The following is a 14,482-nucleotide window of genomic DNA, read 5'->3' on the forward strand; positions in this document are numbered from 1 at the left end:
TACCTGGGAATTAGTAAATTGCGATTGCCGGAAACAGGATCAGAAGGCCGACGGCCAGGACCTGAAGGCAAATGAACGGCGCAAGCGATCTGAATATCTCGCCAAGCGTGATGTCGGGCGGGGTCACGCTTTTCAGATAAAATGCGGCGGGCCCGAACGGCGGTGTCAGGAAAGAAACCTGCATGTTCATCGCAAACAACACACCAAACCAGACCGGATCATACCCAAGTTCAAGAATGATCGGCACGAAAATGGGCATGGTCAAAAGCGCGATGCCGACCCAGTCAAGAAACATGCCGAGGATGAAAAGAATCAGCATCATGAATAGGATGATCATCATGGGCTGATCTGAAACGCCGGTAATCAGCTGCGAAATAAAGCGGATGCCGCCCATGAGATTATAAACGCCGACGAGTGCGCTTGCGCCGATGCCGATCCACATGATCATTCCGACTGTTGCCAAGGTATGCAGTGCAGCATCCAGCAGCATGCGGAACGAGAATTCCCGGCGCAAAATGGTCGAAACAATCACACCTGCAACCCCGATGGCGGACGCCTCAGTGACCGAAGCAATGCCACCATAAATCGATCCCAGCACAGAAAATACGACTAGAAATGGTAAAACGAGACCACGCAGCAGCGGGAGGTTCTCGCGGAAAGATACACGCTCCACCGGCGTCGGCGGTGCGGCGTTCGGATCAAGATAGGAACGCAAGAGAACATAGGCGACATAAAGTCCGGCCAGCATGAAACCCGGCAGGAAAGCCGCGGTGAAAAGATCACCGACCGAGATATTGGCCGTCAGGCCGTAAATGATCAGGACGATGGAGGGCGGCACCATTGTCCCCAGCGAACCACCGGCGCACACAACACCTATTGCCAGGCGCCGATTGTAGCCAAGGCGCAGCATCTGTGGCAGGGCGACAAGGCCGAGTAGTACAATTTCACCGCCGATAATGCCGCTCATTGCCGCAAGAATGACAGCCACGAAAATCGTCTGGACGGCAACCCCGCCACGAAGGCGGCCGCCGACGAGTTTCATCGCGTCAAACAGGTCACGCGCAATGCCCGAACGGTCGAGGATTGCCGCCATCAGCACGAACATTGGCACCGAGACAAACACAAAGGATGACACGAAACTGTAAACGCGGCTGGTAATCAAAGGCACCGAGTTTGGGCCGAACCAGCCCACCGCAAAAATCAATGCGACAAACAGGGTCACCATGGCAAGCGGCGTTCCGGTCAACAACAGCACAACCAGAAGGGCGAACATCAGCAATGTTCCCCAACCGATCCCCAGTGCCTTGAGGTTCAGTCCAAGATCAAGAAGGTCAAACATTGTCATGCCCTTTTGGCGCTTTGGTGCCGCGTGCGTAATTGAACGTCAGGATGAGAAACTGGAAACTCATGGTAACGAGCACGCATAGCAGGAACATTTTCAAAACGGCGGGTGCCGGTGAGTTCCAGGCACTTCCGCTGGTTTCCAGAGCGAAGCTACCGTCTGGGCGGAACATCGCCTTTTTAACCATCAACCACGAGGCCCATGCGAAAAACAGGCTGGCCCCCAGACAGGCGATTGAAATGACCACATCGAGCACATGGCGCACAGGCGACCTGACAACATCATAAATCAGGACAACGCGGATATGCGTATTGCGTGCAACACAGTAAAGCCCGCCAAAGATAAAGGTGAGCGCACTTAAGAATATGGTTGTCTCATGCGCCCATATCGTCGGCCGATTGAACACGTAACGCAGGAAAACCTCGGTTACGAGAATCGCCATGGCCGCAAGGATACAGACCGCAAATACGCGGGCGGCGACTGTTATGGCGCGTCCAAGCCATCCGGCCTGCGACAGGGCTTCTGGTTGAGGCGCATCGGTTTGCAGCATATCGGGTACGGTAGGTTTATGATCGAGGGGCGCGGACATGGCTGGCCAATCGTTTCAATCGGAGTGATGATCGGAAAATATCCGGGCGCGATCAACGCGCCCGGAAGCATTGTGTCAGTCCAACAGACCTTGCGATTCCAGATATTCGGTCAGCAAATCGTAGACCTTTTGCGCATTTTCAGAGCTCGCAGCGACTTTTGACCACTGGTCCATTGCAATGGTACGGAATTTTGCGCGTTCTTCGGCCGGCCAGTTGTGAACGGTGATGGATGGATCTGCTTTTGCTTCAGCCACAGCTTTCAGATCATTCATCGACAATTGGGCAACGGCGTCCTGCGCAAAGTCACGCACGGAAACGGTCATGATCTCCTGCAGGTCTTCGGGCATCGAATTCCATTTCTCAAGGTTCATCGCCACCTCAACCAGCGGCATGGAATGGAATCCTGGATAAACGGGGTGAACGGCAACCTTGTGCAGGCCCTGCTGATGGTTGGTTGAAAACACCGTGGAATCGGCGGCATCAATCACGCCCTTGTCGAGCGAGGTATAGACTTCCGAATAGGGCAGGTTCACGGGAACGGCACCCGCAGCGGCAAAGACTTCCTGAATGAGCCCTTCGGGTGCGCGCACTTTGAGGCCTTTAAGATCGGCAACCCCGTCAAGCGGGCGGTCAGACACAAAGCCTTCAAGGCCGGTTGTGGTCGCGCCGACAAAATGCAGGCCGTAAGGTTCTTCAAGTTCGTTCATCAACTCATAGCCACCGCCATAATTGATGAAACGGAACATTTCATCAGGCGAGGACCATGCGCCGATCGGATTGGCGACAAGGCCAAATGCCGGGTCCTTGCCTGAAAAATAGCTCACATCGGTGATGTGGCCATCGAGAATACCGGAGCCGACAGCTTCCTGTGTCTCGCTGTAATTAACAACCGCGCCAACCGGCAGAAGTTCGATGGCAATACGCCCGCCCGACATTTTATTAACGCGTTCGGTCCACTCTTTTTGAATGGCGAAGTTGGGGTTTCCGGCCGGATCAACCGACTGGAATGTAAGATCAAATTCCTGTGCTGCGGCTGTGGTGCCACTCATCAGAAGTGCTGCAAAAGCAACGCCGAGATATGTTTTTTTCATAATATTTTCCTCCCTGATTAAAGCATGTTTTAGCGATCCCATGCCTTTGGACCATTTAGCAAGTCAGTTCGTAAGTCAGACTGTCTGCCTGCGCCAAGATTAGCTAGCTTGGCTCAAACGGGTTTGCGCCGGTGCGTTAACCAGATTGCGTAACGTACCGTCGCGCAGATATTGCATTGCGGTTTCAACCGAGAGGCGGCGCGCGTCCGCCACACTTTCAGGGCTCGACCATGCCGCATGCGGTGTCAAAAACAATCGCTCGCCGACAATTGGATCCTTGCCATTGGCATAGGCCAGCGCGATTGCATCTTCGGCGGCAGGCGGTTCGACCGGCAGCACATCAATACCCGCACCGGCGATCGTGCCGTTTCGCAAGGCATCAAGCAGTGCCTCAATATCGATAATCGCGCCGCGTGCGGTGTTGATCAGTATCGCATGGGGCTGCATCGCGGCCAGCCTTTCGGCGTTGATCATCTTGTGGCTTTCAGCAGTCAGCGGGCAATGCAGGCTGACAACATCACTTTGCCCTAAAAGGTCTTCAAGCCGGTCACAGCGGTCGACACCGGCGGCAATTTCAGTACCTCTTGATACCAGCGGGTCATATGCCAGGACGCGCATGCCGAATGCTTTTGCCCGAAGGGCCGTGGCAATACCAATGCGGCCAAGACCGACTACGCCAAATGTTTTGCCACGAAGCCGGGCCAGCAGCGGGGCGCGGGCATGGTCAAATCCGCCGCGTGGCGAGTCCATCAGGTTTCTGTGGTACGAACCGATACCACGGCGCATCGTCAGCATCAGCGCGATGGCATGATCGGCAACCTCGCTTGTGCCGTAGTCCGGCGTGTTGCACACAGGAATGCCCGCTTCGGCTGCGGCATCCAGATCAATATGATCAAATCCGACACCGGCGCGCACAATGATCTGGCAACGGGCAAGCTTTGCAATCACCTCGCGGGTAACCGGCATTTCATGCCACACCACCATCGCATCGCATGTGCCCAGCACATCGGTCGGAATATTTTCCGGCAAACGTTCCCGGAAAATATTCCAGTCGACCTGATCACCGGCCGTGCGGCGCTCAATCTGCGCGTCGTCTGGATATTGGGCATCGGGTGTGAGTAGGCGGAAGCGTGACATAAGGACCTCTTCGGGGTTCATCGGCATCAGGTATCATCAAATCGTCATTCTAGAATTCTAGAATTTTAATGACTTGTCAACTGTGATTCTTTGGTGTTTGATAGCTGAGCAAAATCAGGGGATTGATGGCAATTGTTGCCCTCACGGAACTGATCTGAAAATGCGAAGGAGAGTGCTGTGTCGCTCACTCAAGAGGCTTGTGAACGACTTCGCGGTGCGATCGTGTCGGGCAAGCTTGAATTTGGCGAGCGGCTGTCCGAGGAGCAGATTGCCCGTGCGCTGGGCATGAGCAAAGCACCCGTGCGCGCGGCGTTCACAGATCTGCGCGATATGGGGCTGGTCAGCATTGTGCCGCAGGCCGGGACGTATGTTTTTACGCCCACGCCGCAGGACGTCAAAGAGATGAGCCATTTTCGCGCAATGCTGGAGCGCGAGGCACTCGGCAGCGCGTTGGTGCGTGACCCGGACGGTCTTGTGCAAGGGCTTTCAGCGGCGATCGTGCAAATGCAGCACGCGATTGATGTTCAGGAATTCACGCTCTATAGCCGTGCGGACAGTGCATATCACCGTGTGATCCTGCGTCATGCTGGCAACCGCTATCTGGAAAAAGCCTATGATCTGACGGCTACGGCGCTGGAAGCTCTGCGCGCCCATTTGCAATCGGGTGCAGGGGATTTCTGGCAGCGCTCCTTTGCCGAACACACGCAGATGCGCGATTTGATGGCGAAACGCCAGTTTGATGACGCGCAGGCCTTGCTCGAAGAGCACATTCTGGTGATCAACCGGTCGATTTCACTGCCGTCTGCGAACATCAACCAGCGGACCAAAAGCCGCCGACGCTCTGATGAAGAGTATGCAATGTTGCTGTCGTAATCACTTTTATCGCGCTCGTGGGAGATAATGGATACTCGCGTGCGCTCTGCTATCTGCGGCTTGTGCAAAAAAGGCTTTGAGATTTCGCGCCGAAGGTCACGAAGGTGAAGAAAACCTTGAGACAGTCTATGCAATAACCGACAACAATGGCTCCAGGTAAGCAACGAACCGTCGATATCACCTCAAATGCCAAGACTAAACACCTAGAGTATCAGCGTATTATTTCACTACGAAATGCGGGAAATTTAAGCCCCGTCGAGCCATCTTTGAGAAAGCGCCCCGAAACACCGATACGGAATGAGCGTGTCTGGCGCAATTATCACATCGCTGAAAGCAAGGGAAAGTGTGATGGTGCCCCCGGGGAGAATCGAACTCCCACTCTCAAAGAGAAACAGATTTTGAGTCTGCCGCGTCTACCAATTCCGCCACAGGGGCAGGCTATATGGGTGCATGCTGCACCCCCATCAACGGGCGGGATAATAGCTGTAATTTTCGTGGGGTCAATGGGGGTTTATGCAAAAATGCAAGGATCCAGTCCACAATGAACTGCAGCGTTGCGATTAGGGGCAAAATACGCTTTGATCGGCGCGTATTTGGCGGGTAAAAACCCGGCACATGTCAAATTTCGATCAACTCATAAAATAACACTTAGATTTAGAAGGCGCACCCGCCGTGCTTCGCAGCCTGTATGACTGGACCATGAATCTTGCCGCCCACCGCCACGCGGGGTTGGCATTGTTTTTCATCGCTGCGATTGAAAGCTCGGTCTTTCCGATTCCACCCGATATTCTTTTGATCCCCATGATTATTGCCGCACCGACCAAGGCATGGCGCTATGCGCTGATCTGTCTTGTCGGGTCGGTTCTTGGCGGGATGGTTGGCTATGGCATAGGCTACTTCCTGTTTGAAGCCGTGGGCCAGCCCGTCCTTCAGCTTTATGGTTATGCCGCGAAGTTTGATCAGTTCCGAGATTATTATAATGAATGGGGTGCCTGGGCGGTATTTATCGCCGGTGTGACGCCGTTCCCCTATAAAGTCATCACGATCCTGTCGGGGGTTACGGCCCTTGATCCTGTTGTCTTTACCGTTGCCTCGATCTTTGCGCGTGGATTACGGTTCTTTGTCATTGCCGCCCTGATTTGGAAGTTCGGTCCGGCCATTCGCGATTTTATCGAACGGCGATTGGGCCTCCTTTTCACCATATTTGTTGTGGTTCTTATTGGTGGCTTTGCCGCGATCAAACTTGTGCCGCATGGTTAAGGCCGTCCCCGCCCCAAACAGCATCCACGCAATACGGACATCCTAATAATGAAACAGCACCGCACCCGCACTATGTCAGCCTTTCCACCGGTCGCACTTTTTCTGGTATCGGTTGGCAGCCTTGGCTTTGCCTTTTATGCGCAATATGTCCAGAAGCTTCTGCCGTGCGTTTTATGCCTGTATCAACGCGTACCATTTTATGGTGTCGCGGGACTTTCGGTTATTGCCTTATTGCTGCTGCGCTTTCCGGCTGCCGCGCGGTTTATTGTTTATCTGTGTGGCATTACGTTTGCAGTCGGCACCGCAATTGCGTTTTATCACGTCGGCGTACAAGAACTTTGGTGGCAGGGACCAGCAATGTGCGGCGGCGTTGCAAGTGGTGCCAGCTCAGTTGCCGACCTTAAGGCGCAACTCATGGCGCAGCCGATTATCCGCTGTGACAAGATCGACTGGAAACTGTTTGGTATCACCATGCCAACGGTCAATTTGTTCTTTTCTGCGGCATTGACGGTCTTTTGCCTGATCGCACCATCGCGCTGGATGAAGAAATAAACCACCCAAAATCACACCTTTAATGTGATAGCGGTATACGCACAGTCAAAACCCGCCTGACACCTCAGGCGGGTTTTTTCACAACACCACACACCTAAAAAGCGAACAATCCCTCGCAAAACGAACAAATACTCGATTGATAATGCGAATTGTTATTGTTTGCAGGATATTCCCGGTTATATTCAGTCAGCGATTCTTGGCGGTTTCGCATAACATTGTTTCACACCACACGGACCTGAGCTAAATTGCACGACAGCACGTTCCATCCACACATGACCAGTCAGATCGAAGGTATTTCCCTTCGTGATGATCTGCGTTTCCGTCGCTGGAATGCAGCCATTACCGATCTATGGCATGTGGAATGTGAACAGGAAGCTGGCGGGACATACGTTTCGCAAGCGCCGCGTCTGGTTGCCTTTCTTGACTGTGTTGGCGACGCCCGCGTTCAGGTCAAGGCTGCGGGTAATGAACTTCGTCAGGATCAGCATGGGCAGGGATGCCTGTCCTATATTCCGGCGGGCATGGAAGTTTCTTCTGAAATTCTCGGCAAGTGCCGGCTGCGTCATCTTGATATCCATCTTGATGTCGACGCGATTGAAACCTGTCTTGGCACAACGGTTGATCGTACCGCACTGGAAACCCCGCGCATCGGGTTTTGCGACCCGCGCATCAATGCATTGGTCCGGCTGATTGCCGATGATCTTGAAAACGGCATGTCCGGGCCGCAGATTTACGGCGACGGGCTTGTAACCGCCCTGACCGCTGCCTTGCTTGAACCGCGCAAGCCCGAGACCTTGCCGCGCAAACGCGGCAAACTTGCCCCGCATCACTTGCGCAAATCGGTTGCCTATATTGAACAAAATTGCGGTCGTACCATCCGTCTGGATGAACTTGCCCAGTTGACCGGGCTTTCCCAGTCCTATTTTTGCTCGGCATTTCGCGCCTCAACCGGCATGCCCCCACAGCAATGGCAGATGAAGGCACGGGTCGAACGTGCCATGGACCTTCTAAGCCAGAGCAGCACATCGCTTGCCAATGTTGCCGCCAGCGTCGGCTTTGCTGACCAAGCCCACCTCACCCGTGTTTTCCGCCGGATCGTCGGAACCACCCCCGGTGCATGGCGCAAAGAAACCGCCGCCTGAAATTAAACCAAAATTCGTTCAATACACCCAAATCCAGTTCAATATTCACACCCCTCTGACGTGATACCGAAAGGCCATCATGGAAGATGGCCCGCAGGTTCCCGCCAAGCAGGTCGTCGTAAAAGACAACCGACACAGGGAATTGCCAAATGCGTTTTACACGACAGAAACTGTCTTCGACCCTAATGCTCGGCACTGCAGTCGCGCTTATTTTTGCCGCCCCGAATTATGCACTGGCGCAGTCCGCAGATGACGCGACGGCAAGCGAAGGCGAAACCACCGAAGCACTCATCATTGAAGGCGAAGCCGTACTCGAGACCGGTGATCCAACCCCGCCGGTCTATGCCGGTGGACAGGTTGCCACAGGTACCCGACTTGGCGCCTTTGGCAACAAGGACATCATGGATACACCGATTGCTGCAACCGGCTACACCAGCGAGTTGATCAAGAACCAGCAGGCACGTGATATCTCCGATGTCATGGATAACGACCCATCGGTAATCAACAGCAGCGGCTTTGGTGCATTTTCAAATCGCTTTACCATTCGTGGCTTTGATTTAAAGGCCGACGAAGTTTCGGTTGATGGCCTTTATGGCACGGCGCCACGCCAGTCTGTTGCTCTTGAAATGTTTGACCGCGTGGAAGTCATCAAAGGGGCTTCGGGCTTTTTGAATGGCATGACCCCTGATTCTGGCGGATTGGGAGGTAACATCAACTTAGTCCCGAAACGTGCCGGTGACGATCCGGTCACCAGCTTCACTGGCAGTTACGGTGCTACCAGCGAAGTTGGTGGTCATTTTGATTTTGGCCGTCGCTTTGGTTCCAATAATCAGTTCGGCGTCCGCACCAACATCATGCACCGGACTGGCGAGGCCTCCATCGAAGATGAAGATCGCGAAACGTCGCTCGGCTCAGTAGCACTCGACTATCGCGGCGAAGATACCCGAATCATTTTTGATGCGGCGATTAACAAGTTGCATGTCGAAGAAGGCCGCCCGACGGTTACGGTGGGCTCTCTGACATCCATTCCCGATGCTCCTTCTGGCTCACATAACTTTGCCGCAGCTGGGACATATAGCGATCTTGAGGATAAGTTCGCACAGTTGCGCTTCGAATATGACGCAACCGACAGCACGATGATCTATACCGCCATAGCCGCGCATAACTCCGATGAGGTCGGCGATTACTCTTCTTTCACCCTCAACGGAGCGGATGGCTCAGGCACCTTTAGCAATTTGGCCGATTCGAGCTACGTGCGTGATGATGTCAGCGGTGTCGCGGGCATCCGTCAGAAGTTTGAGACCGGACCTGTTCAGCACGAAATCAATGCCGGAACCACAGCAATGTGGCAGGAAGTCAGGGCGCACTGGAACTCTTCCGGCTCGTCGGTGGCCGGTAATATCTACAACAGTGGCCCATCTACCGTTGTCTTTGGCGATGCCGGGGATCCCCGTCTGAGTGCACATACCATTCTGACCAGCTATTTCCTCTCAGACACCCTGAGCTTTATGGATGATACGATACACTTGACCGGTGGTGTACGTCGCCAAAATGTCAAATCGCGTAACTACAGCAACTCGACCGGTGCGAAGACCTCCAACTACGATTCCTCAGCCAATTCGCCGATGGCAGGCATTGTTGGCAATGTCACCGATCAGATTTCGGTTTATGCCAACTATATCGAAGGCTTGTCTGCGGGCCAAAATGTAACGGAAACATCAGCTACGAACTATGGTGAAACACTCGCTCCCTACAAGACTGAGCAGATGGAGATCGGTGCAAAGTTCGACTTTGGCACCTTTGGAGGTGGCGTTGCTCTGTTTCAGGCTGAGAAGCCATCGGCCTTCCTGAATTCCAGCAACGTTTATACTACCGATGGTAAACAGCGGAACCGTGGCCTTGAACTGACCGCCTTTGGTGAACCTGTCATTGGCACCCGCATTCTGGGTGGTATCACCTTTGTCGATGCTGAGCTGACCAAAACCCAAAACGGCACCAACGATGGAAATACGGCAGCGGGTGTGCCTGAGTATCAGGCAACCTTGGGTGCAGAATATGACCTGCCGTTCCTTGATGGTGCAACGCTGGGCGGTCGCTTGATCCACACCGCTTCACAATACGTCAATACCGGCAACACACTTGAAATCCCGTCGTGGACGCGTTTTGACGTGAGCGCGCGCTATGTGACCGAGCTCTATGAGTATCCGATCACCTTCCGCGCCAATGTCGAAAACCTGACCGATAATGACTATTGGGAAACCGCTGGTACCGAGTGGGGCTACATGACGGTCGGCAAACCACTGACCGCGACGTTCTCCCTGACCGCGGATTTCTGATTATCTGACGGTTCCTTGGTCCGTAAGAAGCCCAAAAATACCAAAGCCGACGGTGATATCGCCGTCGGCTTTTTTTCTGGATCTTTTGTAGGCTGAAACCAGTTGCCTAGAAATCGTAGTCCAGTTCGGTATCCCAGTATAAAAAATCCCGCCAACTTTCATGAAGATAGTTTGGCGGGAAACGGCGTCCTGTATGCTGGAGTTCGTGCATCGTGGGCTGTCCCGGCGTCCTGCGCAGTCGCAGGCCTGCCTCGCGCACTGATCGACTGCCCTTAAACAGGTTACATGTCGAACAGGCCGTGACGATGTTTTCCCAATTGGTACGCCCCCCACGTGACCGCGGAATGACGTGATCAAATGTCAGCTCATTGGTCGGCAGACGATCATTACAATACTGACAGGAAAACTGATCACGTAAGAACACGTTAAATCGTGTGAAGGCCGGGCTGCTTTTAAGCGGAACATATTCCTTGAGCGAGATAACGCTGGGAAGCTTCATTGTGAAGGATGGCGAATGAACTTCGCGATCATATTCCGAGAGAACATTGACGCGATCAAGAAAGACCGCCTTGAGCGTATCCTGCCAGGACCATAGAGACAGCGGGAAGTAACTCAACGGCCGGAAATCGGCGTTAAGAACAAGTGCAGGACACACATTGGGCGATAAATGCATACCATTCGCTCCACCGTGTTTACCGAGTCGCTTCCTTTATTTAGCAGGTTCGGGAATCTTGGAAGATGAAGATATCGTGACGTTCCATAAACCTAGCGCGACGCGGCCACATAAACCACTGATAGAGCAAAGTATAAACCAATTTCACAAAAGCGCAAAGACCGTGTTCCGCCGAGTCGCGATTACGTGTTCGCACACCGGCTCAAGCCAAGAAAAGCCGGACGACAGCGCGGATATCGCAGCCACAAAAAAAGCCGCCCATCCATGATGGTGCGGCAATTCATGCAGCTTAAAACCAAGCCGGATATATTCAGAAAAAACGAAGGGCCCGCCAGAAGCGAGCCCTCGTAAAATCTATGCGTAAAGCAGAAGCCTGATTAGGCAGCTTTTGCTTCAACAGCTTTGGCAACCTGGCGTTTGATTTTCACCAAATCAGCCGGAAGCTTTGCATTTGCAGTGCTGAGCAAAAACGCATCCAGACCACCACGTTTTTCGATGGTGCGGACAGCATTGGTGGTCAGACGCATACGCACCGAACGACCGAGCGACTCGCTAAGCAGCGAAGTCGGCTGCAGGTTCGGGAGGAAACGACGTTTGGTACGATTGTGGGCGTGGCTCACATTCATGCCGACCAAAACGCCTTTGCCGGATACCGGGCAGCGACGTGCCATGACCTGATCTCCTGGTCTATAAATTCGCAAAAGGACGCTTGGCCTGAACACGCAGGCCCGCGCTTGGAGCCGGGTTATTACCGCCTCTGACCAATGCCGTCAAGCCTTCATCAACGCAATTACGCGACAAAAACGCCTATCTGGTGTGTTTTGCCACCAATTTTGGGTATGGGCCGTATTTTCCCCAACTCAACCGCAAGGAATCAGCCTCTTTTCAAACCAGCGCGACAATATCACAGCCATGTTTTTAGGGGAAATCGACCGAATTGGATGCCCTCACATGCCGATTCTCCCGCCTGAAAGCATATATATAAAGTCAGACATCGCAATTCGCCGGGCCCGACTGGAAATTGACACGGATCAAAGTAACGACGCGTATGTGCTGATAGCTTTATCCTCACAGAATTAAAGATTATCTTTCAAAGCAAGGTGCGAAATGAAAACAGATAGCAATGTGTCCCTTCCCCTTTTGGGAATTCTGCTGGTCGCGGTTATCGGGCTGGTGTTGTATCTGGTTGGCTTTGTTCTGGCCCATTTCGGCATACCGATCGCATCGGCCTGGATTTATGTCGCACTGGCACTCGTGCCCGTTGTCTTCGTCGTCCTGTTTGATTTCAGCCGCTAGCACCGCGCACTTAGCGCACGACATAAAAACGGCCTGCCGTGATTTGTGGCAGGCCGTTTTGCGTTGTACAGATGCTTTAGACTGGTGACTTTTTGGTTTGCCAATGCGGATCTACACAGGGACCTTTGTCTGGCCGGGCAAAGAAATACCCCTGATAGGCATCAACCCCCATGCTGGCCAGTTCTGCGCGCTGCTGATCGGTTTCGACACCCTCGGCAATGACGTTAAGACCAAACCGATGCGCGATCAAAATCGCGCCTTCAATCACCACGCGGGCATTTTCATCCATTTTCAGGACAAAGGACTTATCGATCTTGACCGCATCCACCCGGATTTGATGCAAACGCGACAAGGAGGAATACCCCGTTCCGAAATCGTCAATGTGAACTTCAATACCCATGTCATGAAGAACCGATAAAACATCGGCAATCAGCATGATCTGGCGTTGGTCAAAAATGGATTCCGTGACTTCAAGAATCAGACGGTTTGCCGGAAGTCCTGTTTCACGCAGGATACCTTCGACCATCCGTGCAAAGTTTGGCACAACGATCTGCCGAATGGAAACGTTGACCGCAACCTTGGTTGTCGGTGAAATGTCCTGCCAACTGTTAAGCGTCGTGCAGGCTTCACGCAACACCCACTCACCGATCCCGACGATCTGAGCCGATTCTTCGGCAATTGGAATAAACTCATCCGGCGTGATGGTCCCAAGCTCAGCACTGTTCCAACGAAGCAGCACCTCATACGAGGTGATGGCGCCGTCCTTCGCACTGACCACGGGTTGATATGCAAGATAGAACTCATTTCCCTGCACAGCCCGACGGAGTGCCTGATTGATGCTCAAACGCCGTTCCTGTTCAAGCAGAAGCGTGCTGTCATAGTTATGGACGTTGCCGCGGCCTTCGCGCTTAACCTCGGCAGCAGCCAGATCAGCCCAGTGGATCAACTCGGAAATGCCCGGATTATGGCCGGTGGCAAAGGCGACACCGGTGCTAAAACCAACATGCAGGGTATGACCGGAAATATTGATCGGTTGATTGACCGAGTCACGGGTCTTTTTGATGGTTGCCATAACCAGCGAGTGAAGATCATCAATCGGGGCTGCCAGCACCATCAGGAATTCATCCCCACCCCAACGGCCAACCGCATGTTGTGGCCCACCAAACTGACGCAACCGCGCACCAACGACGCGAAGCACTTCATCGCCGATTGCGTGGCTTAGCCCGTCATTGATTTGTTTGAAATGATCAAGGTCAATAAACAGAACGGCAAAATCAAGATCCCCTCCCCGGCCACAGACCTCGTCAAACCATTCGACAATTCCGTCACGATTCAAAAGCCCCGTTAACGTATCGTGGACCACCAGATTGCGGAGTTCCTCCGTACGCTGTGCCACGCGGGCTTCAAGCTTGGCATTCCAGTCTTCGGTAATGCGGTTCTTGTGCCGTAAATCTTCGACCAGCCCCTCGTTGCGGTGATGGAGGACCAGGGACCGAAACAGAACCACATGGTTGTTACGATGGGTAAACAGCATGACGAACAGGAATATGATCGCCAAAATGGCCAAAATGTAATTGAGCCCCGACATCGCGAGCAAAAGAATGGCTGGAGGGAGCAACAAAATGACCAGATATACCCGTCCGACAATGAAAATCGGCGCAAGTATGCCGGTGGCACCACCCGCAAGACCGGAAAAAATAATCAGAGTCAAAAACTGGCTTTCGCTGCGTACATTGGGGATTTGCAGAACCCCAATCACCGCCCACAGCACAACAGCAACCAGCACACCGGCGACATATTCTTGATACCAGTGTTTATAATCCCGATCATCAAGTTCAGGCGTTTTCTGACGTACCTTATAGTACCGGAAACCCGACCATAAACGCACAAGACACACGGCCAGAACGGCGGCGAACCAAAGCAAGGTGTTAAGGACAACTTCGCCCTGCACCCAGAACATCACCAAGAGCCCGGCCCCTGCGGCAAGGTTGACCAGAATGTTCGCCCAGCTATTGCGATATGCAAGATCAAGCTGATCCCGGCGCACCTTGCCGATCAGATCTTTATCTGCTTCGTGACCGACATCCGGATCGACAAAGCGCTTTGCGAACCTTTTGACCAAACTGGTGGCTTTTTGACCCATCAGTACTTTTCGCCTCTGCTTCATCGTACGTATCTATGATCCTATAC

The 14,482-nt window shown here is 53.2% G+C and carries 13 protein-coding genes and 1 tRNA gene; 6 read left to right on the forward strand and 8 right to left on the reverse strand.

Annotated elements, in window-relative coordinates; translation table 11 throughout:
• Positions 1-10 precede the first annotated feature (10 nt).
• The 4 genes from COO92_RS13605 to COO92_RS13620 form a co-directional block, all read right to left on the reverse strand.
• The gene (locus COO92_RS13605; RefSeq protein ID WP_101302941.1) at positions 11-1,339 is read right to left on the reverse strand and encodes a TRAP transporter large permease; all 1,329 of its coding nucleotides are present in this window, start codon (positions 1,337-1,339) and stop codon (positions 11-13) included.
• Positions 1,332-1,931 carry a TRAP transporter small permease subunit gene (locus tag COO92_RS13610; RefSeq protein ID WP_101302943.1) on the reverse strand — a complete coding sequence of 200 codons (600 nt, stop codon included), beginning with the start codon at positions 1,929-1,931 and terminating at the stop codon, positions 1,332-1,334. The genes COO92_RS13605 and COO92_RS13610 overlap by 8 nt, the downstream gene beginning before the upstream one ends.
• Positions 1,932-2,006: 75 nt before the next feature.
• Positions 2,007-3,023 carry a TRAP transporter substrate-binding protein gene (locus COO92_RS13615; protein WP_101302945.1) on the reverse strand — a complete coding sequence of 339 codons (1,017 nt, stop codon included), beginning with the start codon at positions 3,021-3,023 and terminating at the stop codon, positions 2,007-2,009.
• Between the two features lie 99 nt (positions 3,024-3,122).
• Entirely contained in the window at positions 3,123-4,160 is a 1,038-nt protein-coding gene (locus COO92_RS13620; protein WP_240626436.1) for a C-terminal binding protein, read from the reverse strand.
• 177 nt (positions 4,161-4,337) lie between these two features.
• Here COO92_RS13620 and COO92_RS13625 point away from each other — a divergent pair, with 177 nt between their 5' ends.
• On the forward strand, positions 4,338-5,033 hold the full coding sequence (locus tag COO92_RS13625) for a GntR family transcriptional regulator (RefSeq protein ID WP_101302947.1): 696 nt from the start codon (positions 4,338-4,340) through the stop codon (positions 5,031-5,033).
• Between the two features lie 349 nt (positions 5,034-5,382).
• Here the strand turns inward: COO92_RS13625 and COO92_RS13630 are convergent.
• Positions 5,383-5,468: transfer RNA gene (locus COO92_RS13630), tRNA-Leu, on the reverse strand.
• Between the two features lie 237 nt (positions 5,469-5,705).
• Between COO92_RS13630 and COO92_RS13635 the strand changes: the two genes are divergently transcribed.
• From COO92_RS13635 to COO92_RS13650, 4 genes are all read left to right on the forward strand, one after another.
• The gene (locus COO92_RS13635) at positions 5,706-6,293 is read left to right on the forward strand and encodes a YqaA family protein (RefSeq protein WP_022731548.1); all 588 of its coding nucleotides are present in this window, start codon (positions 5,706-5,708) and stop codon (positions 6,291-6,293) included.
• 48 nt (positions 6,294-6,341) lie between these two features.
• Positions 6,342-6,845, forward strand: a complete 504-nt coding sequence (locus COO92_RS13640; protein ID WP_101302949.1) for a disulfide bond formation protein B — start codon at positions 6,342-6,344, stop codon at positions 6,843-6,845.
• A gap of 272 nt (positions 6,846-7,117) precedes the next feature.
• Positions 7,118-7,987: a helix-turn-helix domain-containing protein gene (locus COO92_RS13645; RefSeq protein ID WP_101302950.1), complete on the forward strand. Its 870-nt coding sequence runs from the start codon at positions 7,118-7,120 to the stop codon at positions 7,985-7,987.
• Between the two features lie 149 nt (positions 7,988-8,136).
• Entirely contained in the window at positions 8,137-10,323 is a 2,187-nt protein-coding gene (locus COO92_RS13650; RefSeq protein ID WP_101302951.1) for a TonB-dependent receptor, read from the forward strand.
• A 106-nt stretch (positions 10,324-10,429) separates the two neighbouring features.
• Here the strand turns inward: COO92_RS13650 and COO92_RS13655 are convergent, their stop codons facing one another.
• Positions 10,430-10,996 carry an HNH endonuclease gene (locus COO92_RS13655; protein WP_022731552.1) on the reverse strand — a complete coding sequence of 189 codons (567 nt, stop codon included), beginning with the start codon at positions 10,994-10,996 and terminating at the stop codon, positions 10,430-10,432.
• Between the two features lie 377 nt (positions 10,997-11,373).
• Positions 11,374-11,667, reverse strand: a complete 294-nt coding sequence (gene rpmB, locus COO92_RS13660; RefSeq protein WP_022731553.1) for a 50S ribosomal protein L28 — start codon at positions 11,665-11,667, stop codon at positions 11,374-11,376.
• Between the two features lie 436 nt (positions 11,668-12,103).
• Between rpmB and COO92_RS13665 the strand changes: the two genes are divergently transcribed.
• Positions 12,104-12,292, forward strand: coding sequence for a hypothetical protein (locus tag COO92_RS13665; protein WP_101302953.1), 189 nt, complete (start codon positions 12,104-12,106; stop codon positions 12,290-12,292).
• A gap of 76 nt (positions 12,293-12,368) precedes the next feature.
• Here the strand turns inward: COO92_RS13665 and COO92_RS13670 are convergent, their stop codons facing one another.
• Positions 12,369-14,435 (reverse strand): putative bifunctional diguanylate cyclase/phosphodiesterase, encoded by a 2,067-nt coding sequence (locus COO92_RS13670; protein ID WP_101302955.1) that lies wholly within the window; start codon positions 14,433-14,435, stop codon positions 12,369-12,371.
• Positions 14,436-14,482 lie beyond the last annotated feature (47 nt).

The organism is Thalassospira lohafexi (assembly GCF_002844275.1).
In the GTDB taxonomy this organism is placed as follows: Bacteria; Pseudomonadota; Alphaproteobacteria; order Rhodospirillales; family Thalassospiraceae; genus Thalassospira; species Thalassospira lohafexi.

Excerpts from the sequence above, each read along its gene's own strand:
- COO92_RS13605 (WP_101302941.1), bottom strand. The coding sequence starts at position 1,339 with ATGTTTGACCTTCTTGATCTTGGACTGAACCTCAAGGCACTGGGGATC.
- COO92_RS13610 (WP_101302943.1), bottom strand. The coding sequence starts at position 1,931 with ATGTCCGCGCCCCTCGATCATAAACCTACCGTACCCGATATGCTGCAA.
- COO92_RS13615 (WP_101302945.1), bottom strand. The coding sequence starts at position 3,023 with ATGAAAAAAACATATCTCGGCGTTGCTTTTGCAGCACTTCTGATGAGT.
- COO92_RS13620 (WP_240626436.1), bottom strand. The coding sequence starts at position 4,160 with ATGTCACGCTTCCGCCTACTCACACCCGATGCCCAATATCCAGACGAC.
- COO92_RS13640 (WP_101302949.1), top strand. The coding sequence starts at position 6,342 with ATGAAACAGCACCGCACCCGCACTATGTCAGCCTTTCCACCGGTCGCA.
- COO92_RS13645 (WP_101302950.1), top strand. The coding sequence starts at position 7,118 with ATGACCAGTCAGATCGAAGGTATTTCCCTTCGTGATGATCTGCGTTTC.
- COO92_RS13650 (WP_101302951.1), top strand. The coding sequence starts at position 8,137 with ATGCGTTTTACACGACAGAAACTGTCTTCGACCCTAATGCTCGGCACT.
- COO92_RS13655 (WP_022731552.1), bottom strand. The coding sequence starts at position 10,996 with ATGCATTTATCGCCCAATGTGTGTCCTGCACTTGTTCTTAACGCCGAT.
- rpmB (WP_022731553.1), bottom strand. The coding sequence starts at position 11,667 with ATGGCACGTCGCTGCCCGGTATCCGGCAAAGGCGTTTTGGTCGGCATG.
- COO92_RS13665 (WP_101302953.1), top strand. The coding sequence starts at position 12,104 with ATGAAAACAGATAGCAATGTGTCCCTTCCCCTTTTGGGAATTCTGCTG.
- COO92_RS13670 (WP_101302955.1), bottom strand. The coding sequence starts at position 14,435 with ATGGGTCAAAAAGCCACCAGTTTGGTCAAAAGGTTCGCAAAGCGCTTT.